Source organism: Streptomyces rubellus (genome assembly GCF_036323805.1).
In the GTDB taxonomy this organism is placed as follows: Bacteria; Actinomycetota; Actinomycetes; order Streptomycetales; family Streptomycetaceae; genus Streptomyces.
The window spans coordinates 144696-169265 of sequence record NZ_JAZDCX010000007.1 but is presented as its reverse complement, the minus strand read 5'-3'; the positions used below and the strand labels follow the sequence as shown (position 1 = coordinate 169265).

The window sequence follows — 24570 nt, the reverse complement described above, 5'->3', positions numbered from 1 at the left end:
GACGCACCGCGTACCGTCCCGTCTCCCCGTCCGCCCACCGGCTCCCGGACGGGCGCGTGTCCGGGCACATGCCCGCGGCCGGCGCCGCCCCGCCCGGCTCCCGGGACCGGTCCGAGGCGTCCGGCCACCCGGCCGGACCGCAGCGGGTGGCAGGTGACCGTGACCGCTCCGGCCGCCGGGCACCCGCCGCGCGAGAGGCACGGCAGGGCACGAGGCACGCGTCCGGTCAGCCGACGAGGGCGGCGGGCAGCTCCGCCAGGGAGCGCAGCGCCGTGATCCCGTCGCCGGGCGCGACCGGGCCGGTGCCGGCGCGGTCCAGCCAGTACGCGCGCAGGCCCGCGTCCCGGGCGCCCACCGCGTCGACCGCGTGGTTGTCCCCCACGTACGCCACCTCGTGCGGCTCCAGTCCCAGGGCCGCGCAGCCCGCCAGGAAGATGCCCGGCGCGGGCTTGGCCTCGCCGTGCTCCTCCGAACACACGAGCACCTCCCCGGAACGCTCGAAGTACGCCAGCAGACCGGTGCCCGCCAGCTTGCGGCGCTGGGCGGCGCGGGCGGCGTTGGAGACGACGCCGAGGCGGTGGCGGGGCGCGAGGCGCGCCAGGACGGGCGCGGCGTCGTCGAAGGCCCGCCAGGCGGCGTCCCGGTGGGACACGTAGGCCGCGAACCAGGCGGCGGCCGCCTCGTCCGGTATGGCTCCGGCCGCCCGGTCCCCGGCGCGGGAGAGGAAGGCGCGGACCCGCGCGTGGCGGTGTGCGGCGAAGGTGATCTCGCCGGAGGTGTAGCGGGCGTACTCCGCCCTGGTGATCTCGCGCCAGAGCGCGAGGGCGGCGGCGGGGTCCGGGAAGCGGTCCAGCAGCCCCTCCGCCGTGAGGTGGGCGAGGAATCCGGTCTCGTCGGAACCGGAGTAGTCGAAGAGCGTGTCGTCCACGTCGAAGAGCACACCCCGTACCGGCATACGTCCCCCTCTCCCCGCGGCGGCCCCGCACCGCCCCCGTACGGCACGATCCCCGCCGGGCCGGGCCGCCGCAACCCCGCCCCGGGGGCTACCGCTCCCCCGGCTACGCCTCCTCCTCCGCCTCCTCGGCGGCGTCCGCCTCGGCCTTCGTGGGATGCACGGTGCCGTGCGGATGCTCGGGCGGCGCGTACAGGGAGTAGAGCTTCAGCGGCTCGTCACCGGTGTTGAGCACGTTGTGCCAGGAGCCGGCCGGCACCAGGGCCACCCAGTCGGCGCGGACCTCCTCGTCGAAGTCGAGCCGGTCCTTCTCCGGGCCCATCACGACGCGTCCCCGGCCCGCCTCCACGCGCAGGAACTGGTCGCGGTCGGGATGCACCTCCAGGCCGATCTCGCCGCCCGGGTCGATGCTCATCACCGTCAGCTGCAACTGCCTCCCGGTCCACAGCGCGGTGCGGAAGGTGTCGTTGGCCAGCGTGGCCCGCTCGATGTCCAGCACGTACGGCCGTGGCCCGTGGTCCCGGTACTCCTCGGCGTTCATGGCGCCTCTCCTTCGGTCGCGTACCGGCATTATCGGTTCCGGTCCGCGTCCGGGCAGCGGGGCCCGGGGACACCGCCCGGCGGTAACGCACCCTCGACCGGCTCCCGTACGACTGCCGTTGGTCTCGCGGGCCGACCGTCAGGCCATCACAGTTCCTTGAGCTGCCCGGTCTCCAGCACGATCCCCACCGGGTCGGGCAGCCGCAGCCTCACCGAGCCCGGCCGTGCTGTGCACGTCCCGATAACGGCCCCGGACGGGGCGGGAGTGGACGACGAGCTCCTGCCCTCCCGGTCGCCCAGCAGGTGCACCGGGATGCCCGCCGCCCCGTGCGCACGGTAACGGCGGAGCCGGGGTCGTGCCGCACCGCGGTGACGTTCACACGGACGGGTGACGGCCGCCGCCGGGGCCCCGCCGTGCCGGGGGCGGGCGGGGTCGGGGAGGCTTCGTCCATGACCTCCGAGACCCCCGCGAGCCCGCCGTCCTCGGTGACGGCCTCCGTGTACCGGGACGACGCCGCCCGCCGGGCCGTCCGGGAGTGGTGCGCCGACCGGCTCGGCCGGTGGCCGGCGCCGCACCGGACCCTGGTCCGTTCCACGGGGGCCGGGGACACCCATGTCCTCGTCGCCGGTGCGGAGGCGGGCCGGGCGGACCGGCCGGCGGTGGTGCTGGTGCCCGGCACCAACTTCGGCGCCGCCGCCTGCCTTCCCCTGGCCGCGGCGCTGGCGGCGCGCGGGCCGGTGTACGTGCCCGACCTGCCCGGCCAGCCGGGGCTCAGCGCACCCGGCCGCCCCCGCCGGAACCGCACGGCCTGGTACGGGCGGTGGCTGGCGGAGGTGCTGGACGGCGCCGTGGGGCGGCCGGCCGTCGCGGTCGGGCACTCGCTCGGCGGGGCCGCCGTGCTGGCCTGCGACTCGCCGCACCTGGTGGGCCGGGTGGCGCTCTCCCCCGCCGGGCTGGTCCGGCTGCGGGTCACGGGCCGGGTGCTGGGCGCCACCCTGCCCTGGCTGCTGCGCCCCGACGAGGCCCGCAGCGCGGCCCTGCTGCGGGTGATGTCCGGGCCGGGTGCGGAGCCGTCCGCCGAGCTGGCCGAATGGATGACGCTGGTGGCCCGGAACTGCCGCTCCACCCTCGCCCCGCCCCCGCTGCCGCGCCCGGTGGCGGCGCGGTGCCGCCGGGTGCCGGCCGCGGTGGCCGTCGGCGAGCACGACGTCTTCCTGCCGCCGCGCCGACTGGTCCCGGCCGCCGGGCGGCTGCTCGGCGTACGCGCCCGGGTGCTGCCCGGGGCGGGGCACCTGTTGCCCGAGGAGCGCCCGGAGGAGCTCGCCGCCCTGGTGGACGAGGTGGTGGCGGAGGCGGTGGACGCCGCCCGCCGCCGGGGCACCGCGGACGGGGGCTGACCCGGGGCGGGGCGTGCCCCCGCCCCGGCCGTCGCCGCCGCTCCCGTTCAGCCGGCCGGCGGGAGGTCGCGGGCGGCGACCTTCGCCAGGTGCGCGGCGAACACCCGCCGGGCCTCCGGGGTGAGCCGGGCGAGCGCCACCATGGCCGTGACGATCACGTCGCACACCTCGGCCCGGACGTCGTCCCAGGTGTGGGAGTGGCCCTTGCGGGGATTCTGGCCGGTGGCACCGATCACGGCCTCGGCCACCTCGCCCGCCTCCTCGGTGATCTTGAGGATCTGGAGGATGCGGCGCTGCTCGGCGGGGAGCGTGCTGTGCGCCTCCAGCCGGGCGGTGAGCCGCTCGACGACCTCCCAGACCTCGTCGGTGCCGCCGGTGCTGTCGGTGCCGTTCATTTCCCGTCCTCCCGGTGTCGGAAGGACGGGAGACTAGCGGAACGGCGCGCCGCCGGTGCCGCCCTCAGGTGCGTGCCTCCAGGTCGCGCCGGGTGTCGTCGCCGTAGACGCCCTCCTCGTCGCCGCGGATGCCGTACCACTCCTGGAAGCGTGCGACCGCCCGGGCGAGCGCCTCGCCGTAGCGGCCGTCGACGGCGCCGCCGGGGTAGACGTCCGGGACCCGCGACAGCCTCCGCTGGAGTTCCGCCACCGCCGGGCCGCTGTCCCCCTGCCGCAGGACGCCGGGGTCCCGGTCCCGCGGGGCGAAGGACGGAGCGCCCTCCGGCGGCGGGGGCGCGAGGGACGGAGCGACGGACGGCGCGGGAGGCAGGCCGGGGCCCCGGTCCGGCGGGGCGGGCGTCAGCGCGCCGGAGGCCGCCAGCACGGCGGTCAGGAGAGCACCGGCGCCGGCCGCGGCCGGCGCCAGGACGGCGGGGCGCGGCAGGCGGGCGGGACGGCGGACACGTGCCGCACCCCGTCTGCCCCCTCTGCCCCGTCCGCCGCGCGCCGGCCGGCCCCGTCCGGCCCGGCGGCGCGGGCCGGCCTGCGGGGATCCGTCGGTGCCCGGTGCGCCCAGGGGCGGGCCGCCGTCCGCCGGGCCATCGGGCTCGCCGTCCGGCGGCCCGTCCTCGTGGCGGAACAGTCGCAGCTCCTCCATCCAGGAGCGGTCCTGCCCGGGCAGCACCTCGGTCGGCTCGACGATCCGGCCGCCGGACGGCGAGTCCGTGTCGGGACGGGGCATACCCCACCCACCTCCTGTTTTCCCTGCCCCCACGGCAGGTGATACGCGTCCGGCGGCCCGGATGCTCAACGGGGGCAGAGGGGCCGAAGGGGCGGTGCCGCGCCGGACCAGACGGGCACGGACCCGGCCCGAGCCGCACCTGAACGTCCACCGCGGCGGCGAGGCCGCCCGGCGGATCGGTGCTCTCGGATGTCCCCGGGCGCCCCCGTCCGCAACCGGACACCCCGCGCCGCCCGGCGGCCGGGCCCGTTGACCTCGGTCCACGCGGCATGCCAGCGTCCGTCCGGCGCGGTCGCACCGGACGCGCGCCCGACCAGGGAGGGAACAGATGCGCAACAGGACATCCCGCTTACTGTCCGCGGTGGCGCTGGTCGCCGCCGGATCCGTACTCGCCACCGGTACCGCCGGCGCGGCCGGCACCACCAAAGCGGACCGGGACCCGGCCCACCGGACCGCCGCGGAGGCCACCGCGCTCCGGGCCGGGGCGGCGGCCGACCTGACGCCGGAGGAGCAGGAGCAGCTCCGCGAGCTCGCGGGCGCGATCTGGACTCCCCAGCTGGCCGCGAACTGGAACATGAACCCCGCGGTGGCCGACGTCCTGTCGCAGGCCACCGACAGCATCCTGCGGTGCTCCGAGGCGTTCGCCCTGGTGCCCCGGCCGCCGGGGTTCATCCCCGGGGTGAGCTACCTGCTCAAGTACGCCAAGCAGCTCAAGGAGTACTTCCAGGCGGTCTCCCAGAACCGGACCTACCGGATCTGTGTGGTGAACGCGGCGGCGTCCTACCGCACCGCCATCGAGATGGCCTCCCTGGGCATCTGACACCCGCCGGGGCTCCCGCGGCTCGCCTCGCTCGCCCACGCCCGTACCGCAGTCGGCCACGCCTACCTGGGCGACCGGCAGGCCGCCCTGCGCTCCCTCGGCTATGCCTGGGAGGCCCTGGACAAGGCATCCCCGAACGAACCCCGGCCGAGCTGGACCGTCTTCTACGGCCCCGGCGAGTTGCACGGGCTCACCACGATGATCCACGACCGCCTCGGCGATCCGGCCAAGGCCGAGGCCGCCTCCCACAAGGACCTGGCCGCCACCCCCGCCTGGTTCCGCCGCAACCGGGCCATGGGCATGGTGCAGCTCGCCATGGCCCAGCTCCACCAGCACGAGGTCGAGCAGGCGTGTGCCACCGCCGAGACGGCCTTCGAACTGATAGAGGGCGACCCCCTTCCCGGCAGGATGCGCTCCCGCCTCGGTGACTTCCACCGCGACCTGATCACCCTCGCCCCCGACTCCGCCGTCGCCCGGGAGTGGGCCGACCGACACCGCACCGAATGGACCACCGCATGACGATCGCCGCCGATCTGGACCTGCGCCGCTACACCCACGAGGACCTGCCGGAGATCCGGCAGACCCTCCTGGACGTGCACGCCGACGCCTACGCCGACCAGCTGCACGACGAGTTCGTGCAGCGCTTCCCCTGGTTCGTGGACCACTGGGGTGGCAATCCCGGCTTCCACTGCGTGCTCGGCTACGACGGCGACGAGCCGGTGGGCTTCGCCTACGGTGCCCCCTCCACCCCCGGCCGCGAGTGGTGGCGGGAGTACCTGGATCCGGCGCCCGAGGCGTCCGGCACCTTCGCCGTCTCGGAACTGATGGTCCGTCCGCGCTGGCGCAAGACCGGCGCCTCCCGGCTGCTGCACCACTCGCTGCTCGCGGACCGGGACGAGGACCTGGCCGTCCTGCTGGTGGACGTCACCCATCCCAAGGTGCAGGCGCTGTACGAGTCCTGGGGCTACCGGAAGATCGGCGAGGAGCAGCCCTTCGCCGACTCCCCGCTCTACGCCGTCATGCTCGCCGACCTCCCGCTGCCCGACTGACCGGGCCGCCGGAGCCCGCCGGAGCTACGCCCCCGCGCGACGGGACGCCGGACCGGGCGCGGACATTCCCGGCCGCGGGGCCGCGGAGAACGAAGACTCGTCAGGTGGAACCGTCGGCGAGGACCGCGCTACCCAGGGCCTGTCCGGCGGATCATGTGATCCCCTGGCTCCTGGACCATTGTTCCGCTCGTGGGGCGGGGTGATCTGACAGACGACGAGTGGGCGCGGCTCGCCCCGCATCTGCCGAAGTCCGGTCGCCGGGGCGGGCGCTGGAACGACCACCGGACGGTGATCAACGGAATCCTGTTCTGGATCCGCACCGGTGTCCCGTGGCGGGATCTGCCGACCGTCGCCGCGATCCGGCTCTGGCTCCGCACATGACCGACAGGGCAGAGGCTGCCGTCACACGGCCTCGATAACGCCCTGGACGGCCGTGCCGCTGAGCTCGACGACGACGGCGTCGGCCCGCAACTCCACCGGCAGGTGTACGTGGTCCTCCACGGCCCCAGGATGGCCACCCCTTCCCGCAGGAGGACCACAGCCTCCAGGCGTTCGGCCAGCTCGGCGACGATGTCGAGAACACCGCCCCAGGCGAAGCGGTCGACCATGACGCTGCCCGGGCCCATGTAGACGTCAGCCTCGCCGCCGTCGCTCGCCCGAATGCGGACGAACCCGCGCTCCGGCTCCCTGGTGACGACGTAGGGCGCCAAGAGCATCTGCCCCAATTCATCGTTCATAGGAGCCGCATCGCCCCGCACGAACCGCTGAACGTAGATGCTGTAACTCACCAGGACACCTTGGCAGCATGATCCGCCGGACAGGCTCCAGATCCGGCGCCGGCGGTCGCGCGAAAACGCTCGGTGCCAAGGTGACGGGCGCAGAGAAGGGGTATCGGCTCGCGTTGACGAATCGGGCGGTGGCATTGTCGCACTGTGGATACGCCGGCTCAGCCTCGGGTCATGGCCCGGAGTCGTTCGTTACGGGCGTCCAGCGCCTCCTGAGTGGCGGGCATGATCAGGTCGCCGCCGGGTCCGACGCTGTCCTGTGCACGCGTGACGTAGGGACGCTGGTTGTTCTCGTACTCTTCGAAGGCCGCTTCAAGGTCTGCTGGGTGGTTGTGCAGCGCCTGGGCCAATAGCCAGGTACCGGTGATGGCCAGGGAGGCGCCGCGGCCGGACAGGTTGGAGGTGCAGTGTGCGGCGTCACCGACGAGTACGACGCGGCCCCTGTGCCAGGTCGACATGTGAATTTGGCTGACGGAGTCGAAGTACAGCTCCGGATCGTTGCGCACGGCATCGAGAATCTCGGGTACGCGCCATTCGTCGTGGCCGGCGAAGGCGTCGAGCAGGATCTGCTTCTGCGCGTCGAGGTCGTGGTAGTCGTAATCGATCCAGTCGGAGCGGAAGCTCAGCACGCCGAGTGCGGTGTCGTTGTAGCGGGCGATGCCGATCATGTGGCCGGGCCAGTTGAGGAACGGGCTGGTGCGGTCGCCGTTCTGCCGGGCGGCGGGCAGGTCGGTGAGGGCGACGTAGAAGCCGAGGTGCTTGAGGTAGTCACTCTCGGGCCCGAAGGTAAGCCGGCGGGTCAGCGAGTGCATTCCGTCGGCCCCGATGACCAGATCGAAGCGGTCCTGCCGGCCGGAGGCGAAGGTGACGTCGACGCCGGCGCCGTCGTCATGGAGCTCGGCGATGGATTCTCCGAACACCAGCGGCGTCGTGGGGATCAGTGCCTCGTGCAGGATGTGTGCGAGGTCCTCGCGGGGAATCTCGATGTCGTGTTCGGAGTCGTTGATTTCACTGACGGGCAGTTCGGCGACCACGGTGCCATGAGCGTCGATGAACTGGGATCGCTCGGTCATGGTGACGCGGCGGGCGTGCACCTGGCCGAGGACGCCCATCGAGCGGGCCACGTCGAGGGCGTCGCCGCGCACATCGATGGGTGAACCGTTGACTCGCAGGTGGTTGGCACGTTCGACGATGGTGACGTCGTTGCCGGTGGCGCCGAGGTTGATACCGGCGGCGAGGCCGGCTATGCCGGCTCCGGAAACAAGGATGCGCATGGTGTGGTCTCTTCCTCTGCGGATGGTTGTGTCAGCGGGCGGCCGGAGCAGGTGGTCCTCTCCTCGGGGTGGATCCCGCCTTTCCGCCCTGAGTAAAAAACTGGAAGTATCTTGTTTGCCTGACGGCATGAGAGCGCGTGAGCAGTAAGGGGAGGGGTTCGCGATGGAGCGCACAACCGCGAGACGTCGGCGCGGCGCCGCGCTCGAAGGCGCACTGCTCGACGCGGCCTGGGCAGAGCTGACCGACCGCGGTTACGAGTTGCTCAGCCCGGAGAGCGTCGCCGAGCGGGCGGGGACGAGCAAGTCGGTCGTCTACCGCCGTTGGACGAGCAAAGCCGAACTGGTGCAGGCGGCACTGCTGCACGTCGCCGAGCGGGACCCGATCACCGTTCCCGACACCGGTAGTCTGCGCGACGACGTCATCGCGCTGCTGCGGCAGGTCAACGAACGCCGCGTCGCCCTTGCCTCGGCCCTGATCGCTCAGCTCGGCGACCTCTACCGCGCGACCGGCACGAGCATCGAGGACCTGCGTTCCTCCCTGTCGGCCGGCCAACGTTCCGCGATGGAGGAGATTGTTGAACGGGCGGTCGATCGCGGCGAGATCGACCCATCGAAACTCACCCGGCGCATCGTCCGGCTGCCGGAGGATCTCTTCCGGCATGAATTGCTCATGACGTCGCGGGCCATGCCCGACTCGGACATCGTCGAGATCGTCGACACCATCTTCCTCCCCCTGGTCACCGGCTGATCCGAGCATTCGGACCCGCCGTCTCCGGCCGTCGCGACCACCGCAAGCGCGTATGAAGTCACGCCCGCGATAAGGAACTTTTCGTATCTAAAGTGAGAGTAGTGGGCGCCTGTAAGGTACGTCAAGTCTCTTATTGGCGGAGCGCACGGTTCATTGGCCGTCGTCGAACAGACCCTTGCTCCGCTGCAGCAGTTCCGTCACCTCGCCGTGCGCCGGGAACGCCGCCCCGAGATCCACGACGCCCTCGTCAGCCTCGCCCCCGCCATGATCTGCTGGCGCCGACTGATCAAGCGGACCGGCTGAGGATCGCGTCAGGAACTCTGAGGTGGAGCACGGCCACCTGTACGCGCCCGTCATGATCCGACAGGGGCACGGTCGGAGCGGCGTACTCGCGCCGGACGGCCACCTGCTGCGGCGCCCCGCAGGCCGCACCGCCGAATCCGCCCGGCCCGGCTACCGCCGGGTCCCACCGGCAGTGCTCCCGTCAGGCAGGGCCAGCCCCGGCGAACGTCCGTCGGCAGTGCGCGAGCAGTTCACTCGTCGCGGGGCTTCGCGTACTTCGCCAGACCAGGGTGAGCAGGGCGTGCGTCCGGACGTCGTCGATGAGGCGGGCGGTGAGCCGGTCACGGTAGTGCGCGGCCATCGACTCGCTCAGGACGGCGACGCCGAGCCCGCGGGCGGCGAGGTCGGCCATGGCGTCCGCGGCACCGGCCTGCAAGGCGACGGCGGGCCGGAGGTGCTGTGCGGCGCAGGCCCGGTCGAGCACCGTGCGCAGGCCGGTGCCGGGCGGCATGCACACGATCGGGTGGGCGACCAGATCGCGCAGGGTGACGCGCCGCCGTTCCGCCAGGGGGTGTCCGGCCGGTACCGCCGCGACGAGCCGCTCGCTGACGACGGTCAGCGCCTCCAGCCCGTCGGGGGCGGCGTCCGCGGCTCCGATGAGGGCCAGATCGAGGGCGCCGTCGCGCACCTGCGCGACGAGCCGGTCGGAGTTGTCCTCCAGGAGTGAGAGCTCCACACCGGGGTGCGCCCGGTGGAACGCGGCGAGGGTGTCGAACAGCGGCGTGAGCGTACAGCCGGCGACCATCCCGACGGTGAGCCGTCCCCGGACCAGGCCGGCCACCTCGTCCACCGCCCGGCCGGCCGCTTCGGCGGCGGCGAGCACGGTGCGGGCGTGGCCGAGCGCGGCCTCTCCCGCGGCGGTGAGGGTGACGGTGCGGGCCGACCGGTCGAACAACTCGGCCCCGAGCTCCCGTTCCAGTCGGCGGATCTGGGCGCTGACGCCGGACTGGCTGATGTGCACCCGCTCGGCCGCCCTGGTGAAGTTCCGCTCCTCGGCGACCGCGACGAAGTACTCCAGTTGCCTCAGCTCCATGACCGGTAATTCTAGTTCCCAGCAGAAGCATCTGTTGGACTTCTCGATCGGGGACGACCACGCTGGGAAGCGCCGGAAGCCCGACGTCAGGAGGAAGCCGTGCCGGAGTACGAGCCGGAGTACGAGAAGGCCATGCGGCCCGAGGACATCACCCGCTTGTTCGTCGAACGCTCCAACGCCGGTGACGCGGCCGGGGTGGCCGCGCTCTACGAGGAGGACGCGGTGCTGGCCCATCCGCCCGGCGAACGGACGGTGGGCCGGGAGGCGATCCGCGCGTTGTGGGAGAAGGTGCTGGCCGACCGTCCCCGCTTCGAGCCGGAGGAACCACTGCCCACCCTGGTCAGCGGTGACATCGCCCTCACCGCCACCCCGCCGGAGGACGGGGCGGGCGCGCGGGCGCAGGTCGTCCGCCGCCAGCCCGACGGGAGCTGGCTGCGCGTGCTCGACCGGCCCGAGTTCGCCCCGCCCGCCCGCTGAGGCCCTTCCGGGTCCACCGGAGCCCGCCGTTCCGGGCGGGACGGCGCGGGGCCGGGCCGGGGAGCGAGGCGGGTGGCGGCAGACGAGTCGGGCTGTACGCCGGGTTCTGTCTCCGGTGGGCCTCGCGGCCCGCCGGGAGGCGGCCATCCATCTGGGACCGGTGTCACCACCGGCCTCGTGCGGTCTACCCGCGGACTCGGGCGGGCCGCCCTCGAACGTCCGCGCAGGGTCGTCGTCCCGTCCGGGACGGCGGCCCCTCTTGACCTTGCTCCGGGTGGGGTTTACCGAGCCGCCCAGGTCACCCTGGGCGCTGGTGGTCTCTTACACCACCGTTTCACCCTTACCGGGGGCGGTGAGGCCCCCGGCGGTCTGTTTTCTGTGGCACTTTCCCGCGGGTCACCCCGGGTGGGCGTTACCCACCACCCTGCCCTGTGGAGCCCGGACGTTCCTCGGCGGGCCCCTTGGAGGGAACCCGTCGCGACCGCCCGCCCGGCTCGTCTGCCGTACCGCCCATGCTACCTGCCGGAACGGCTCCCTCCGGCCTCCGGCGGGGCGGGTGGCGGGCGTGTGCGGGGACGGCGCGGGGCGGGGCGTGCGCGGGACGGGGAAATGACAGCTACTTTGACAATTACAGAGTGAACCAGACACCGGAATGTACTGTCCTACTCGGTGGTACCCACTGTCCGAACGGTCAGGCGGGTCCCGGCAGCTTCCCGGCAGCCCTCGGAAGAAGAGGAAGAGATCGTGGATTCCCGACCGGTCCGTCCGACCCGCCGCGCCGTGTTCACCCTCGGTGCCGCGGCGGTGCTGGCCGCCTGCTCGCCCGCGAAAGGGAACGAGACCGAGCGTCCTCCCGCCTCGCCGTCACGTCCCCCGCGGCCCCCGGAGAGGTCCGTCACCGGACGGCTGCACGCGCTGGAGCGCGCGCACTCCGCCCGGCTGGGCGTCTTCGCGCTCAATCCGGCCACCGGCACCACCGTGCTGCACCGCGCGGACGAGCGCTTCGCGATCTGCTCGGTGTGGAAGCCGCTCGCCGTCGCGGCCGTGCTGCGGGACCGCGACGAGGCGTTCCTCGGCCGGCGCGTCCGGTACACCGAGGCGGACCTGGTGGCCCACTCCCCCGACACCGGCCGGCCCGAGAACCTGACGAAGGGCATGACCGTCGCCGAGCTGTGCGAGGCCACCGTGTGCCGCAGCGACAACACCGCCGGGAACCTCCTGCTGCGCGAGCTCGGCGGGCCGCAGGCCGTCACCCGCTTCTGCCGCTCGATCGGCGACCAGGTCACCCGGCTGGACCGGTGGGAGACCGAGCTGAACTCGGCCGAACCCGGCCGCGTGACGGACACCACCAGCCCGCGCGCCGTCGCGCAGACCTACCGGCGGCTGATCACCGGCGGGGCGCTCGACGAGCTGGACCGCAGGCGGCTGACGGGCTGGCTGCGGGAGAACGAGACCAACGGCCGGAGCTTCGGCGCCGGGCTGCCCGCCGACTGGACCAGCGCGGACAAGACGGGCGCGGGCCGGTACGGCAGCAACAACGACGTGGGCGTGGCCTGGACGCCGGACGGAAAACCGGTGGTGCTGGCCGTGCTCACCGCCAAGGAGGAGGAGACCGCGGAGCCGGACTACCCGCTGGTCGCGGAGACCGCCGAGCTGCTGGCGCGGGAGATCGGCTGAGGGCACCCGGGCACACCGGGGTCCGGCCGGCGGCGCGGCCGGTGGTTGCGGGACGCGGGACGCGCTTGACCTTGTCGTGGCGTCAATGTGTTGACTCGCTCCCATGAGGATCGGCGAGCTGGCCGCGCTGGCGGGCGTCACCACCCGCACCGTGCGGCACTACCACCATCTGGGGCTGCTGCCCGAGCCCGCGCGGCGCGCGAACGGTTACCGGGAGTACGGGCTGCGCGACGCCGTGGCGCTGGCGCGGGTGCGGCGGCTGACCGAACTGGGGCTGAGTCTGGACGAGGTGCGCGACGTCCTGGCCGACGACGGGCTCCCGGACGGCGGGACCGGGCGCGAACTGGCCGAGGTGCTGGCCGGGCTGGACGCCGACCTGGCCCGGCAGGAGGCGGCGCTGCGCGAACGGCGGCGCCGGGTGCGGGAGCTGCTGCGGCTCGCCGAACGCGGTGAGCTGCCCGCCGAGGGACCGGTGTCGGCCGAGCTGACGGCGCTCTTCGGCGAGCTGTCCCGGGCCGGGGCGGAGCTGCCCGGCCCCGAGCCGGCGATGGCGGCCCGGGACCGGGAGCTGCTGGCCCTGCTGGACACGGCCATGCCGCCCGCGGAGCGCGCCAGGCTGTTCGCGGCGCTCGGCTCCCTGGGCGGTGACCCGGCGGCGTCGGCCCGCGCGTACGAGGTGTACGCGCTGCTGGACGAGCTGGCGGACGCCGAGGTGGACGACCCGCGGGTGGCGGACGCGGCCCGGGCGGTGGCCGACAACCTGCCGGACGAGGTGCTGGCGGCGATCGGGGACATCCCCCCGGAGTTCTCCGGCGCGCCCGGTCCCTCCGGCGGGGAGGGGACCGCCGCCGGTTTCGCCGGGGCGCTGTTCGACGACCTCGCCCCGGCACAGGCGGCGGCGGTGCGGCAGGCGGTCCGGCTGCTGGCGGAGCGTGCCCGGTGAGCCGGGCGGGGCAGAAGCGGCGGACCCGGTGGGCCGTGGTGGCCGTGGCGGCGGTGGTGGCGGCGGCCGAACTGACGCTGGTGGTCTGCCTGGTGGCCGGGGTGCGGGTGCCGGGGCCGCTGCTGGTGGCGGCGGAGGCCGCGGTGGGGTGCGTACTGGCGGCGGAGGCCGCGGTGCTGGCACGCGCCTGGCGGCGGGCGCGCCGCCGGGGCGCGGACGGCCGGGCGGCGGTGCGCGCGGCCGTCCGGGAGAACGTACCGGAGCCGGTGCGGCGGCTGGCCGCGCACGAGCTGCGGCTGGCGGCGAGCCTGGTCCGCTGGGCGGTACGGCGTCCGCACGGGACCGGCGCGGGCGGGACGGCCGTGCCGTACGCGGCCGGGCAGGCGCCGCTGATGTACGGGCTGCTGTTCGTGTCCGTGGTGGAGACGGTGGCGCTGGCGGTGCTGATCCCCTGGCCGGTGGTGCACGCGGTGGTGCTGGTGCTGGACGTGTGGGGGGTGCTGCTGGTGCTGGAGCTGCACGCCGCCTGTGTGGTGCGTCCGCATGTGGTGGGCGCGGACGGTTCGCTGCGGGTGCGGTACGGGGCGCTGGTCGACGTCCGTGTCCCGGCGGGACGGGTGGCCGCCGCCCGGGTGGAGCACCGCTTCCCCACGGGGAGCCGGCTGCTCACCGTCTCCGGGGACGGTGTGCTGGACCTGGCCGTCGGCGGGCGGACCACGGTGACCGTGGAGCTGACCGGTCCGGTGCCGGTCGTACGGCCGCTGGGCGGGCGGGAGCGGGCGCGGGTGCTGCGGTTCTGCGCGGACGACCCGCACGCCGCGGTCGCCGCGCTGCGGCGGGCGGCCGGGGTACGGGGCGTGCCCGCGGGCTGAGCGGTGGGACGGAGCGGCGCCCGGGGCCCGCCGCGCGGGTTCCGGGCGCCTTCCGCGTCCGCCGGGGCTCCCGCGTCGCGGTGCCCCGGCGGTTCGTCACCGGCCCTCGTCGCCGAGCGTCTCCCGGCGGGTGGACTCGCCGGTGCTGCGGTCCGCCACCTCGCCGCCGGACTCGGCCGGATCGGCTCCGATGGCCTCCCGGGCGGCCTCGCCGCCGGTGCTCCGGTCCCCGAGGTCCGCGCCGGAACGCGGCATGCCCTCGGTGCCCCGGACGTTCCCGGTGTCCCGCTGCCGGGGGCTGGTGTCGCGGGTGGTCTCCTCGTGGGTGCGCCGCCCGGCGGCCCCCGGGTCGGTGCGGCCCTTGGCCGTCTCCCCGGACAGGTGGCGGGCGCGCTCCCGGGCGACCTCCCGCAGCTTCTCGTCGCGGTCCTCCGGCTCCCTGCGTTCCCTGGCCATGTGTCCCTCGCTTCCCCGGCCGCCCGGGGCCCGCCGGACGGCCGCGGCGGGTCGTCGTCCCCTCACGCCGGGACGAGAATCCCGTAAAGGGGACTTGTCGGTCATTTCTTTCGGCGGGCGGGTGCCCCTCCGGGAGACCCGTATGCCTCCCCCGCCCCGCTTCCGGCCGCTACACCGACCGGGTCTCGCCGCTGCGGTCCGCGTACGCCTCGGCCGTGCGCCCCGCCAGTGCCGCCAGGACCCGCCGGTGCAGATCGTGGACCTGCCCGGCGTCCTCGGCGCCGACGGAGGAGTCCAGCGTGTCCCGGACCAGGTCGGCCGCCCGCCGCACCTCCGCGGCGTCCCGCTCGTCCCGCGTGCCGTGCACGGCGGCCGCCAGATCGCGCAGCATGCGCAGCAGTGCCGCCAGGACGGTGGGCTCGGCGGCGGCGAAGCGCCGCAGTTGCCCGCAGGCCAGGTCGAGGTAGTACCGCAGGTCGCGATCGGGCACGACCAGCCGCCCGGTCCCGTCCTCGTCCAGGTGCAGGACCGGCCCCAGACGGCGACCGGCCAGCCGCACCAGCAGGTCGGCCAGGTGCCCCGCGGCCGTGCACGCGGTCACCGGGTCGTTGATCCCCGGCGACATCGCCTTGACCGCGATGTCCTCCAGTTGGCGGAAACCGAAGGCGATGTCCTGCTCCATGGTCCGCTCGTAGCCGCGTTCGAGGGCGTCGTCGATCTTCTCGGCCAGACCGTCGGCGTCCGGGTCGGGGACGCCCGCGGCGGGATCGCGCGCCCAGACGGTGGCGATCGGGTTCCCCGTGACGACCAGGTCGCCCGGCCGGACGTCGAGCCGTACCACGGCATCGCTCCGGCGCGCGCAGGCCACGAGCGCACCGATGTCGATCAACCGCACGAATCCGCTGCTGCCCCCGTGCACCGCGGCGCCGCGCGCGGGATCCAGCTCCACGTCCAGGTCGTCCGGGGACGGCGGGGGCGGCTCGTTCCGGCCGGTGTGGAGCTTCCGGATCGCCTCGCCGGTCTCGTCGTGGGCGGCGAGCATCATGGAGTCCACCCGCAGCTGGCGGATGATGTGGTTGAGGAAGCCCAGTACGGCGGCCAGTGACGTGACACCGAGCGCGGACGCGGTGAGCAGCGCGACGGTGGGCAGTCCCTCGTCCGAATTCATGAAGGACAGGGTCGTCAGCGCGAACACCAGGGTGGACAGCAGGACCGTCAGGACGGCCTTGAGCACCCGGTCGCGGGCGTACCGCCGCAGCAGCCGCGGGGAGAACTGCTGGGAGGCCAGTTGCAGCGTCACCACGGTGACGCTGAACGTCAGGGCGGCCACCGTGACCGAGCTGGTGGCCACCACCTGGAGCATGGCCGAGGCTGCGTCGGAGTCGCCCGGCCACAGGCTGGCCGGACCGGTACCGGCCCGGGGCCTGACCTGTTCCAGCAGGATCGCGGCGAGCAGGGCGGTGACGCCGCCCGCGGTGGGCCAGGTCCACAGCGGTGTGCGGGACGACTCCGCGCGGGGCCTGCGGCGGTGCGGAAGGAGGTTCACGCCGGCCCGGGTACCGCGCGACCGGTGTTCGATGCCTCGCCCGGCACCCGGCTGGAGCCGGGCCGTCGCGGCGGCATACCCTGCCGGGGCGCCGGAACCGGTTGTTCCGCGGACCGCGGACCCGCTGCTGAGGAGAGAGACCGTGCTCGTACTGCTGCCGCCGTCGGAGGGCAAGGCCACCGGGGCCGACGGTCCCCCGCTGGACCTGGGCGCGCTGTCGCTGCCGGGGCTGACGGCGGCGCGGGAGGCGGTGCTGGACGAACTGGTGGAGCTGTGCTCCGGCGACGGGGAGAAAGCGCGGGAGGTGCTCGGGCTGAGCGAGGGGCTGCGCGGCGAGGTGGCCCGGAACGCCGCGCTGCGCACGGCCCCGGTGCTGCCCGCGGGCGAGCTCTACACCGGGGTGCTCTACGACGCGCTGGGCCTGGCCACGCTGTACCCGGCGGCGCGGGAGCGCGCCGGGCGGTGGCTGCTGGTGTTCTCGGGGCTGTGGGGCGCGGTGCGCACCGGCGACCCGGTTCCGCCCTACCGCTGCTCGGGCGGGGTGAAACTGCCGGGTCTGGGGAGTCTGGCCCGGCACTGGCGCGGGCCGCTGGAGTCGGTGCTGCCCGAGGCGGCGGGCGACGGCCCGGTGCTGGACCTGCGGTCGGCGGCGTACGGCGCGCTGTGGAAGCCGAAGGGCGCCCTCGCCGAGCGCACCGCGACCGTGCGGGTGCTCCAGTCCAGGATCGTCGGCGGGGTGGAGAAGCGGTCGGTGGTGAGCCACTTCAACAAGGCCACCAAGGGGCGGATCGTGCGCTCGTTGCTGACGGCGGGCGAGGAGCCGGGCGGTCCGGCGGAACTGGCCGGGGCGCTGCGCGCCCTGGGGTACACGGTGGAGGCCGCACCCCCGGCCAGGGGCGGCACCCCGTGGCGGCTGGACGTGGTGGTCACCGAGGTGTGAGCGCCGCCGGGCGCGGCGCCGCGTCCCGTTGCGCCGGGCGCAACCGGCGTTGCGGCAGGTGACGGGCACCGGCAGGATGGCGCCATGCGCGCCGAGGCATCCGTGGAGCAGTCCGCCGGGCAGTCCGGGCCGTCCTCCGTGCTCGCCCTGGGGCCCGTCCTGCCGGTCGTCGCCCTCGGCGACGGGGCGGACGGCGGCACGGGCGACGGGCTCGGGCCCGGTGACGCCGTGCCGCTGGCGCGGGCACTGGTGGCGGGCGGGCTGACCGCGGTCGAGATCACCCTGCGGACACCGGACGCGGTGGCGGCGGTCGCCCGGGTGGCGGCGGAGGTCCCCGGGGCGGTGGTGGGCGCGGGCACGGTGCTCACCCCGGAGCAGGCGAGGGCGGCGGTGGACGCCGGGGCCCGCTTCCTGGTGAGCCCGGGCGGCACGGACCGGCTGCTGACGGCGCTGGAGTCGGCCGGGGTGCCGTTCCTGCCGGGTGCCTCGACCGCCTCCGAGGTCATGGCCCTGCTGGAGCGCGGGGTGACGGAGATGAAGTTCTTCCCGGCCCGGGCGGCGGGCGGGCCGGAGTACCTCCAGGCGCTGGCCGCGCCGCTGCCCCGGGCCCGGTTCTGCCCGACGGGCGGCGTCGACGCCGCCTCGGCCCGGAGCTATCTCGCCCTGCCGAACGTCGGCTGCGTCGGCGGGAGCTGGATGCTGCCGCCGGACGCGCTGCGGGAGCGGGACTGGCCCCGGATCGAGCGGCTGGCCCGGGACGCCGCCCGGCTCGGCGCCGAGGCCGGGCGGGGCAGCCGGGGCGGCGGCCCGGGCGGCGGGTGACGGGCCGCCGCCCGGGCGGCCGGGCAGGAGCCGGCGCGGGGTTCAGCGCAGGTGGGCCGTGTCGTTGAACAGCCGCACCGAGGCGTTGCCGTCCGCGTAGTACGCCACCGCGGACAGGGCCGCGGGCGACAGCTCCATCCGGAACAGCGACTCGGGCGGGGCGCCCAGGGCCAGCCGCACCAGGATCTTGACCGGTGTGACGTGGGTGACCAGCAGCACCGTCCGGCCCCGGTACCGCTCCAGGAGCCGGTCGCGGGCCCGCTCGACGCGGCGGGTGACGGCGGCGAAGGACTCGCCGCCGGTGGGGGCGGCGTCCGGGTCGGCCAGCCAGGCGGCCAGGTCCCGCGGGTACCGCTCGCGCACCTCGGCGAAGGTCAGCCCCTCCCAGGCGCCGAAGTCCACCTCGCGCAGGTCCTCGTCGGTCTCCGCCTTCAGACCGAGCCGCGCGGCGACCGCCTCGGCGGTCTGGCGGCAGCGGGTCAGCGGCGAGGCGACCACGTCCTGGACCGTCCCGCGGGCCGCGAGCGCGGCGGCGGCGGCCTCGGCCTGCCCGAGCCCGGTCGGCGACAGCTCGGGATCGGTGCCGCCGCTGCCGGAGAAGCGCTTGAACGGGGTGAGCGCCGTCTCGCCGTGCCGCAGCAGGACGAAGGTGGTGGGGGTGCCCAGGTCGGGCCCCCAGCCCGGGGCCGCGCCCCGGGCCGGCTCCGGTGCGGCGGCGACGGCGGTGGGGTCCGTCTCCCCCTCCGGCGCCCCCGGGAGCTCCGGCTGCTCCGGCTGCCGGCCGCGCGCCTGCCGTACGGCGGCACGGGCGGCGGCCCGCGCCCCGGCGGAGCTCTCGGCCGTGGCCGGCGGGACGGACGGGGCGGGCGGGGTGACGGTGGGAAGGTCCTCCCGGGCGGTGAGTTCCGCCGCCGAGGCGGACGGCCGCCACTTCTCGCCGCGCCGGCCCGCGTCCATCGCCTCGTTCGCCAGCCGGTCGGCGTGCTTGTTCCGCTCGCGCGGGATCCACTCGTAGCTGACCGCCTCCGGCGGGAGGACGGACCGCGCCTCCGCCGCCAGCGGCCGCATGCCGGGGTGCTTGATCTTCCAGCGGCCCGACATCTGCTCGACGACCAGCTTGGAGTCCATCCGGACCCGTACCGTCGCCGCCGGGTCCAGGGCGCGGGCCGCGCGCAGCCCGGCGATCAGCCCGCGGTACTCGGCGACGTTGTTGGTGGCGGTGCCGATGTACTCCGCGGTCTCCGCCAGCACCCGGCCGGTGGCCGCGTCGCGCACGACCGCCCCGTAGCCGGCCGGGCCCGGGTTGCCGCGCGAGCCGCCGTCCGCCTCGACGACGAGGGACATCGGTGAGGTGGTGGAGCCGGACATCACAGACCCGACTCGGGGGTGCGGACCAGGATGCGGCGGCAGTTCTCGCAGCGCACCACCTCGTCCGCCGGGGCCTGGCGGATCTCGTTCAGCTCGGTGATGTTCAGTTCCAGCCGGCAGCCCTCGCAGCGCCGCTGGTAGAGCCGGGCCGCGCCGACGCCGCCCTGCTGCTCGCGGAGCTTGTCGTAGAGCTTGAGGAGCGCCTCCGGGATGGTGGCCGCCACCGCCTGGCGCTCCCTGGTCACCGCGGCGGTCTCGGCGTCGATCCCCGCCAGGGCCGCGTCGCGCCGCGCCACCGCCTCGTCGGTCCTGGCCTGGACGGACTCCACCCGCCGCGCCAGTTCCGCGGCGCGCTCCTGCGCGGACTCGCGGCGCTCCATGATCTCCAGGACGACGTCCTCCAGATCGCTCTGGCGCTTCGCGAGCGAGACGATCTCCTTCTGCAGGTTCTCCAGGTCCCTGGGCGAGGTCACCGCGCCGGAGTCCAGCCGCTGCTGGTCGCGGGCGGCGCGCTTGCGCACCTGGTCGACGTCCTGTTCCGCCTTGGTCTGTTCGCGGGCGGTGTCGCTCTCCTCGGTCTGCGCGGCGACCAGCAGGTCGCGCACCTGGGCGAGGTCGGCGGTCAGGCTCTCGATCTCGGCGTGCTCCGGCAGGTTCGCGCGCCGGTGGGCGAGCTGGGTGAGCCGCACGTCGAGGGCCTGGACGTCGAGGAGGCGGATCTGGTCGGCGGACTCGGCGTTCAGTTGGGGGCTCCTGTGTGGGTGGTGGGTGCGGGGCCGCCCGCGGGGGCGGACGCCGCGTGGCTGGTCCAGGGGTCGGTGACCGTGCGGGAGACGTGGACGCGCAGTCCCCAGCCGTGCCGCTGCGACACCGCGTCGAGCTGGGCGGCGGCCTGCTCGCACCAGGGCCATTCGGTGGCCCAGTGCGCGGCGTCCAGCAGCGCGGGCCCCCCGGTGGAGAGACCGTGCTGCACGGCCTCGGAGGCCGGGTGGTGCCGCAGGTCGGCGGTGAGGTACGCGTCGACGCCGGCCGCCCGCACCGCCTCGAAGAGGCTGTCGCCGGAGCCGCCGCAGACGGCGACCGTGCGGATCACGCGTCCGGGGTCGCCGGCCGCCCGTACGCCCTGCGCGGTGGCGGGCAGGGCGGCGGCCACCCGCCGGGTGAGGCTCTCCAGCGGCTCGGGCACGTCCAGTTCGCAGATCCGGCCCAGCCCGCGGCGGCCGGCCGGGTCGGCGGGGTCGGGCACCAGCGGCGCCACCACCCGCAGTCCGACGGCCCCGGCGAGGGCGTCGGAGACCCCGGGGTCGGCGCGGTCGGCGTTGGTGTGCGCAGTGTGCAGGGCGACACCGGCGCGGACCAGGGTGTGCACGACGCGGCCCTTGGCGGTGCCGCCGTAGACCGTGGTGGTGCCGCGCAGGTAGAGGGGGTGGTGGGTGAGCAGCAGCCCGGCGCCGAGCGTCACCGCCTCCTCGGCGGTCTCCCGCACCGGGTCGACGGCGATCAGCACCCGGTCCACCGGGGCCCCGGGATCCCCGCAGACGGTTCCGACCGCGTCCCACTGCTCGGCCCAGGCGGGCGGCCACAGGTCGTCCAGGGCGGCGATGACATCGGCGAGTGCAGGCACGGGGGAGAGGTTACCTTCCGTCCGGCCCGCCGTGCCGGGCCCGCCGGACCGGCACGGGTGCGGGGTCCGGGCCGGACCGGGACCGGCTCCGGGCGGGGCACCCCGGGGCCCGGGGCGAAGCACACCATGGGCCGCCATGTCGCCCATAACCGCCCACAGTCCCCCGTATGTGTGAAGGCGTACGCCTCTCACTGTCCGCCGACGGGAAACGAAAACTACCCTCCGTGATCGGAGGTGATTGTTCGATGACTGTCTGTGCCGTCGACGCCGTCCGAGGTGGCGGCGAGAGGACGGGGTACACCGGCTTCACGATCGCCGCGGACGGCTCCTACGCGGCCCGGCTGGCGGCCACCGGCACGGGCCGGGGCTGGGTGCCCGAGCGCTGGACGCTGGACGGTCCCGAGCCGTACGCGGTGCCGCTGCCGGGGCCGCGGCCGGAGGAGCCCGGCACCCAGGTGCTGCCGCTGCCCGACGGGCGGGTGCTGATCTGCCGTCCCGGCCGGGACGGCAGGCACCGGATGGCACTGCTCTACCCCACCGGCCCGGACACCGGCGAGGTCCCTCTCGGCGAGGTGGAGTGCGAGCGGCTGACGCTGCTGCCGCCCGTCCCGGGCGGGGCGGCCGTCTACGCCCTCTCCCCCGCCCACCCCGGCGGGGACACCACGGCGGTGTGGCGGGTGCACGGCGGGGACGGCGGCCCGGAGCGGGTCGCCATGGTGTCCGGCCGCTGCTCGGGCGGTGGCTGGCTGGACCGCGAGGGGCGGCTGCTCGCCCTGGACCGCACCGGCGCCGACGGCCGCACCAAGACCGTCACCGTCGATCTGGGGCGCGGCGGCGAGGTGTCCCCGCTGCTGCGGATCACCGAGGACAGCGACGACCGGCTGCTGCTGGCCGATCCCGACAGCGGGCTGGTGCTGGTGCGGTCCGACGCACCGGGCGAGACGCTGCTGGGCTGGGGGGTGCTCGGCAGCCACCGGCCGGTGCGCTTCCCCCGGGCGCTGCGCCCGCAGGGGGTCTCGCTGACGCCCTTCGCCCTCCAGCCCGGCCAGGCGCTGGTGCCGGAGGACTGCGCGGTGGCGCTGCGGGTGGACGGGCCGAACGGGACATGGGTGGCCGTGTGGCGGCCCTCGCAGCGGCGGCTGCGGCATCTGCCCGCCCCGCGCGGCTGGCTGCGCGGGGCGGGGCTGTGGACGGCGGACGGCGAGTTGCGGCTGCCGTACGCCACCCCCCACGTGCCGTGCGGGCTGGCCCGGATCGCGCCGCCCCGCCCGGAGTCCGGGGAGCGGCCCTCCGGTCCGGGGCTCGCGTTCGTTCCGCGGCCGGGACCGCCCGCCGGGGCCGGGCACGAGGCGGCGGAGCGGACGGCGGAGAAAGGAGGGGGCGGGGCGGGGGCCGCGCCGCGGCTGTCGCCCGCCGTGGCGGAAACGGCCGACCCGCTCACCGCCCGGCCGGCGCCGTACACCCCGGTGCCGCTCCAACAGGCTCCGCTGGAAAGGGTGTTGGAGCGGGTCGACGGGGAACGAAGATCGTAGAACTACTACGATTCGGTCGGGTACGGAGGAAGAGTCACGTGTCCACCTTGTCCACGGAGTAGTTCGCGATGTCCCAGACCGAGACCGAGACGAGCACCGAGACGAGCACCGACGACGCCGAGTCCCGGGGCAGACACCGGGGCCGGGCCGCCGTCGAGGAGGAGATGAGGGTGCCCGCCCAGGGCCGCCACCGCCGCCCCGCGTCGCCGGAGCGGGACGGCCCGGAAGGCTGACCGCCGATCCGTCCGTCCCCGGCCCCGGGTGTCGTCGCCTCCTCCGGCGCCCGGGGCCTCCGGCTGCCCGGGCCGCCGGGCACCGGGGCGGGCCGCGAGCCGGTGGACCCGCTCCGGTCGCGGTCCTACGCGTGGTGGACGACGGTGTCGGCCAGCACCGGGGCGTCGTCCCGCTCGACGGCGGTGACCGCCGCCGTCAGCCGCCCCTCGCCCCGCCACAGCCGTACGCGCAGGGTCTCGCCGGGGAAGACGGCCCCGGCGAAACGCGCCCGGCAGCCGAGCACCCGCTCCACCTCCCCGCCCAGCGCGGCGTCCACGGCCGCCTTCAGCGCCATCCCGTAGACGCACAGGGCGTGCAGGGGCGGCCGGCCGTGGCCCGCGTCCCGGACGTACTCGGGGTCGGTGTGCGGCGGGTTGTGGTCGCCGCACAGGCGGTACAGCAGGGCCTGGTTCTCCTGGACCGGCCGGACGAGTTCCAGGTCCGGCTCCCGCTCCGGCGCGCGCGCCGGGCCGCGCCCGGGCCGTCTGATGCGGCCCGCGCCCCGGCCGCCGTCGAGACCGCCCCCGCCCCGCACCAGCAGCCCGGCGGTGCAGCTCCACATCGGTCCGTCGCCGTCGGCGACCTCGGACCTCAGCACGACGACGGCGTCCTCGTCCCGGTCGTGGACGGCGGTGATCCGCGAGGTCCGCACCGCCCTGCCGTTCACCGGGACCGGCCGGTGCAGGGTCAGGGACTGCTCGCGGTGCGAGACGGCGGCCGGCTCGACGTCGACGCCGGGCGCGTACAGCCCGTCCAGCAGGGCGGGCCGGCCGCCCGCGACGGTGGCGAAACCGGGCAGGACGCGCAGTCCGCGCTCCAGGGTGTAGCGCAGTTCGAGCGGATCCGTGGCGGGCACGCCCGCGCCGATCCCCAGGTGGTAGAGCTGTACGTCCCGGTGGTCCCAGACGAGCTCGGTCGTGACGGGGTCGGCTGCGAGGGCCTTGGCTGGGTCGATGGGCATGGGAGGCTCGCTCCTTGGCTGCCGCGGTGCACGGTGGCGGACGGTGAGAACGCGCTCCGGCCGGTGTCCCCGGGCGTCAGAAGGCCCCTGTCCGACGCGCCGGCCGGTAGCCGGATGAACAGTATGGCGGCCCGCGGGTGCCGGGCCGCCCCGGGCGATGGCTTTTCGGACACGCCCCGGGTGCCCGGCGGCTCCGCCGCCCCCGCCGCCCCCGCCGGCGGGGCGTAGGGCAGCATGGGCCCCGGCACCGGGCCGGACCAGGCCGCCCCCGGGCCGGTCGAGGGAAGGGACCACCGATGGAGAGCGCCGCGCGGCCGGCACCCGGGGTCCTCGCCGCCTTCGAGGCCGCGAAGGGGTTCATGCCCGCCGACGAGGGGCTGGCGCTGTACGCCGCCGCCGTCGAGGCTGCGCGCCTGGGGCTGCCGCTGCTGGAGATCGGCACCTACTGCGGGCGCTCCACCATCCTGCTGGCCGACGCCGCCCGCCGGGCGGACGGGGACGTGACCGTGCTGACCGTCGACCACCACCGGGGCAGCGAGGAGCAGCAGCCGGGCTGGGATTACCACGATCCCGAACTGGTCGACCCGCACGTCGGCCTGATGGACACTCTCCCCTTCTTCCGCCGCGCCCTGCACGCCGCCGGGCTGGAGGAGCACGTGGTGGCGCTGGTCGGCCGCTCGCCGCGGATCGCCGCGCTGTGGGGCGGGCGGCTGGGGCTGGTCTTCGTCGACGGCGGTCACACCGACGAGCACGCGCGGGCCGACTACGAGGGCTGGGCCCCGCGGCTGGCCGAGGGCGGACTGCTGGTGATCCACGACGTGTTCCCGGATCCGGCCGACGGCGGGCAGGCGCCGTACCGCGTCTACCGCCGCGCGCTGGAGTCGGGCGCCTTCACCGAGGTCTCCGCGTTCCGTTCGCTGCGCGTCCTGCGGCGTACGGGCCCGGGCATCTGACGGCACCGG

The 24570-nt window shown here is 75.3% G+C and carries 27 protein-coding genes, 1 other RNA gene and 2 pseudogenes; 16 read left to right on the top strand and 14 right to left on the bottom strand.

Going from position 1 to position 24570, the window contains the following annotated elements:
• Positions 1–226: 226 nt before the first annotated feature.
• The 3 genes from V1L54_RS10700 to V1L54_RS10690 all read right to left on the bottom strand — a co-directional run bounded on the left by V1L54_RS10700 (position 227) and on the right by V1L54_RS10690 (position 1801).
• A complete protein-coding gene (locus V1L54_RS10700) occupies positions 227–955 on the bottom strand; it encodes an HAD family hydrolase (RefSeq protein ID WP_330117687.1) in 729 nt (242 codons plus the stop codon).
• A gap of 103 nt (positions 956–1058) precedes the next feature.
• Complete coding sequence (locus tag V1L54_RS10695; RefSeq protein ID WP_330117686.1) at positions 1059–1493, bottom strand: cupin domain-containing protein; 435 nt, start codon at positions 1491–1493, stop codon at positions 1059–1061.
• Positions 1494–1639: 146 nt separating this feature from the next.
• Positions 1640–1801 carry a hypothetical protein gene (locus V1L54_RS10690; RefSeq protein ID WP_330117685.1) on the bottom strand — a complete coding sequence of 54 codons (162 nt, stop codon included), beginning with the start codon at positions 1799–1801 and terminating at the stop codon, positions 1640–1642.
• Between the two features lie 141 nt (positions 1802–1942).
• Here V1L54_RS10690 and V1L54_RS10685 point away from each other — a divergent pair, with 141 nt between their 5' ends.
• Complete coding sequence (locus V1L54_RS10685; RefSeq protein ID WP_330117684.1) at positions 1943–2890, top strand: alpha/beta fold hydrolase; 948 nt, start codon at positions 1943–1945, stop codon at positions 2888–2890.
• 47 nt (positions 2891–2937) lie between these two features.
• Here V1L54_RS10685 and V1L54_RS10680 read toward each other — a convergent pair whose 3' ends face one another.
• Positions 2938–3285 (bottom strand): MazG-like family protein, encoded by a 348-nt coding sequence (locus V1L54_RS10680; RefSeq protein ID WP_330117683.1) that lies wholly within the window; start codon positions 3283–3285, stop codon positions 2938–2940.
• A 64-nt stretch (positions 3286–3349) separates the two neighbouring features.
• Positions 3350–4066, bottom strand: a complete 717-nt coding sequence (locus V1L54_RS10675; protein ID WP_330117682.1) for a peptidoglycan-binding domain-containing protein — start codon at positions 4064–4066, stop codon at positions 3350–3352.
• 328 nt (positions 4067–4394) lie between these two features.
• Here V1L54_RS10675 and V1L54_RS10670 point away from each other — a divergent pair, with 328 nt between their 5' ends.
• The 4 genes and pseudogenes from V1L54_RS10670 to V1L54_RS10655 form a co-directional block, all read left to right on the top strand.
• On the top strand, positions 4395–4886 hold the full coding sequence (locus V1L54_RS10670) for a hypothetical protein (protein ID WP_330117681.1): 492 nt from the start codon (positions 4395–4397) through the stop codon (positions 4884–4886).
• A gap of 27 nt (positions 4887–4913) precedes the next feature.
• A pseudogene (locus tag V1L54_RS10665) lies at positions 4914–5405 on the top strand (NsdA family TPR-like regulatory protein); the annotation flags it as partial.
• Entirely contained in the window at positions 5402–5935 is a 534-nt protein-coding gene (locus tag V1L54_RS10660; protein ID WP_330117679.1) for a GNAT family N-acetyltransferase, read from the top strand. The pseudogene V1L54_RS10665 and the gene V1L54_RS10660, both read left to right, overlap by 4 nt.
• A gap of 189 nt (positions 5936–6124) precedes the next feature.
• Positions 6125–6280, top strand: a pseudogene (locus tag V1L54_RS10655) (transposase); the annotation flags it as partial.
• 601 nt (positions 6281–6881) lie between these two features.
• Here the strand turns inward: V1L54_RS10655 and V1L54_RS10650 are convergent.
• Positions 6882–7994, bottom strand: coding sequence for an FAD-dependent monooxygenase (locus V1L54_RS10650; RefSeq protein ID WP_330117678.1), 1113 nt, complete (start codon positions 7992–7994; stop codon positions 6882–6884).
• A 163-nt stretch (positions 7995–8157) separates the two neighbouring features.
• Here V1L54_RS10650 and V1L54_RS10645 point away from each other — a divergent pair, with 163 nt between their 5' ends.
• Positions 8158–8742 (top strand): TetR/AcrR family transcriptional regulator, encoded by a 585-nt coding sequence (locus V1L54_RS10645; protein ID WP_330117677.1) that lies wholly within the window; start codon positions 8158–8160, stop codon positions 8740–8742.
• A 153-nt stretch (positions 8743–8895) separates the two neighbouring features.
• Positions 8896–9045 (top strand): hypothetical protein, encoded by a 150-nt coding sequence (locus V1L54_RS10640; RefSeq protein WP_330117676.1) that lies wholly within the window; start codon positions 8896–8898, stop codon positions 9043–9045.
• Positions 9046–9226: 181 nt separating this feature from the next.
• On the opposite strand, the gene V1L54_RS10635 is transcribed toward V1L54_RS10640, so the two are convergent.
• A complete protein-coding gene (locus V1L54_RS10635) occupies positions 9227–10117 on the bottom strand; it encodes a LysR family transcriptional regulator (RefSeq protein ID WP_330117675.1) in 891 nt (296 codons plus the stop codon).
• A gap of 132 nt (positions 10118–10249) precedes the next feature.
• Here V1L54_RS10635 and V1L54_RS10630 point away from each other — a divergent pair, with 132 nt between their 5' ends.
• Positions 10250–10594 (top strand): YybH family protein, encoded by a 345-nt coding sequence (locus tag V1L54_RS10630; protein ID WP_330117786.1) that lies wholly within the window; start codon positions 10250–10252, stop codon positions 10592–10594.
• A gap of 79 nt (positions 10595–10673) precedes the next feature.
• On the opposite strand, the gene rnpB is transcribed toward V1L54_RS10630, so the two are convergent.
• Positions 10674–11091: RNase P RNA component class A (gene rnpB, locus V1L54_RS10625), an RNA gene on the bottom strand.
• Positions 11092–11338: 247 nt separating this feature from the next.
• On the opposite strand from rnpB, the gene bla reads away from it, so the two are divergent.
• The 3 genes from bla to V1L54_RS10610 all read left to right on the top strand — a co-directional run bounded on the left by bla (position 11339) and on the right by V1L54_RS10610 (position 14086).
• Positions 11339–12271: a class A beta-lactamase gene (gene bla / locus V1L54_RS10620; RefSeq protein WP_330117674.1), complete on the top strand. Its 933-nt coding sequence runs from the start codon at positions 11339–11341 to the stop codon at positions 12269–12271.
• Positions 12272–12374: 103 nt separating this feature from the next.
• Positions 12375–13214, top strand: a complete 840-nt coding sequence (locus V1L54_RS10615) for a MerR family transcriptional regulator (protein WP_330117673.1) — start codon at positions 12375–12377, stop codon at positions 13212–13214.
• Positions 13211–14086 carry a hypothetical protein gene (locus V1L54_RS10610; protein ID WP_330117672.1) on the top strand — a complete coding sequence of 292 codons (876 nt, stop codon included), beginning with the start codon at positions 13211–13213 and terminating at the stop codon, positions 14084–14086. The genes V1L54_RS10615 and V1L54_RS10610 overlap by 4 nt, the downstream gene beginning before the upstream one ends.
• Before the next feature lie 96 nt (positions 14087–14182).
• Here the strand turns inward: V1L54_RS10610 and V1L54_RS10605 are convergent, their stop codons facing one another.
• The gene (locus tag V1L54_RS10605; RefSeq protein ID WP_330117671.1) at positions 14183–14542 is read right to left on the bottom strand and encodes a hypothetical protein; all 360 of its coding nucleotides are present in this window, start codon (positions 14540–14542) and stop codon (positions 14183–14185) included.
• A gap of 169 nt (positions 14543–14711) precedes the next feature.
• Complete coding sequence (locus tag V1L54_RS10600) at positions 14712–16088, bottom strand: DUF2254 domain-containing protein (RefSeq protein WP_330117670.1); 1377 nt, start codon at positions 16086–16088, stop codon at positions 14712–14714.
• A 142-nt stretch (positions 16089–16230) separates the two neighbouring features.
• On the opposite strand from V1L54_RS10600, the gene yaaA reads away from it, so the two are divergent.
• Complete coding sequence (gene yaaA / locus V1L54_RS10595) at positions 16231–17028, top strand: peroxide stress protein YaaA (protein ID WP_330117669.1); 798 nt, start codon at positions 16231–16233, stop codon at positions 17026–17028.
• Positions 17029–17112: 84 nt separating this feature from the next.
• On the top strand, positions 17113–17850 hold the full coding sequence (gene eda / locus V1L54_RS10590) for a bifunctional 4-hydroxy-2-oxoglutarate aldolase/2-dehydro-3-deoxy-phosphogluconate aldolase (RefSeq protein ID WP_330117668.1): 738 nt from the start codon (positions 17113–17115) through the stop codon (positions 17848–17850).
• A 42-nt stretch (positions 17851–17892) separates the two neighbouring features.
• On the opposite strand, the gene V1L54_RS10585 is transcribed toward eda, so the two are convergent.
• Genes V1L54_RS10585 through V1L54_RS10575 form a run of 3 tightly spaced genes read right to left on the bottom strand, consistent with a single transcriptional unit; the run spans position 17893 to position 20842 of the window.
• Positions 17893–19218, bottom strand: coding sequence for a bifunctional RNase H/acid phosphatase (locus V1L54_RS10585; protein WP_330117667.1), 1326 nt, complete (start codon positions 19216–19218; stop codon positions 17893–17895).
• Positions 19218–19961, bottom strand: a complete 744-nt coding sequence (locus V1L54_RS10580) for a zinc ribbon domain-containing protein (protein WP_330117785.1) — start codon at positions 19959–19961, stop codon at positions 19218–19220. The genes V1L54_RS10585 and V1L54_RS10580 overlap by 1 nt, the downstream gene beginning before the upstream one ends.
• Positions 19958–20842, bottom strand: coding sequence for a Nif3-like dinuclear metal center hexameric protein (locus V1L54_RS10575; RefSeq protein WP_330117666.1), 885 nt, complete (start codon positions 20840–20842; stop codon positions 19958–19960). The genes V1L54_RS10580 and V1L54_RS10575 overlap by 4 nt, the downstream gene beginning before the upstream one ends.
• Before the next feature lie 245 nt (positions 20843–21087).
• On the opposite strand from V1L54_RS10575, the gene V1L54_RS10570 reads away from it, so the two are divergent.
• Together V1L54_RS10570 and V1L54_RS10565 are read left to right on the top strand one after the other, a co-directional pair.
• A complete protein-coding gene (locus tag V1L54_RS10570) occupies positions 21088–22374 on the top strand; it encodes a hypothetical protein (RefSeq protein WP_330117665.1) in 1287 nt (428 codons plus the stop codon).
• Between the two features lie 68 nt (positions 22375–22442).
• Positions 22443–22607, top strand: a complete 165-nt coding sequence (locus V1L54_RS10565; RefSeq protein WP_330117664.1) for a hypothetical protein — start codon at positions 22443–22445, stop codon at positions 22605–22607.
• Between the two features lie 125 nt (positions 22608–22732).
• Here V1L54_RS10565 and V1L54_RS10560 read toward each other — a convergent pair whose 3' ends face one another.
• On the bottom strand, positions 22733–23608 hold the full coding sequence (locus V1L54_RS10560; RefSeq protein ID WP_330117663.1) for a MaoC/PaaZ C-terminal domain-containing protein: 876 nt from the start codon (positions 23606–23608) through the stop codon (positions 22733–22735).
• 296 nt (positions 23609–23904) lie between these two features.
• Here V1L54_RS10560 and V1L54_RS10555 point away from each other — a divergent pair, with 296 nt between their 5' ends.
• Positions 23905–24561, top strand: a complete 657-nt coding sequence (locus tag V1L54_RS10555; RefSeq protein WP_330117662.1) for a class I SAM-dependent methyltransferase — start codon at positions 23905–23907, stop codon at positions 24559–24561.
• The last annotated feature ends 9 nt before the right edge of the window (positions 24562–24570 follow it).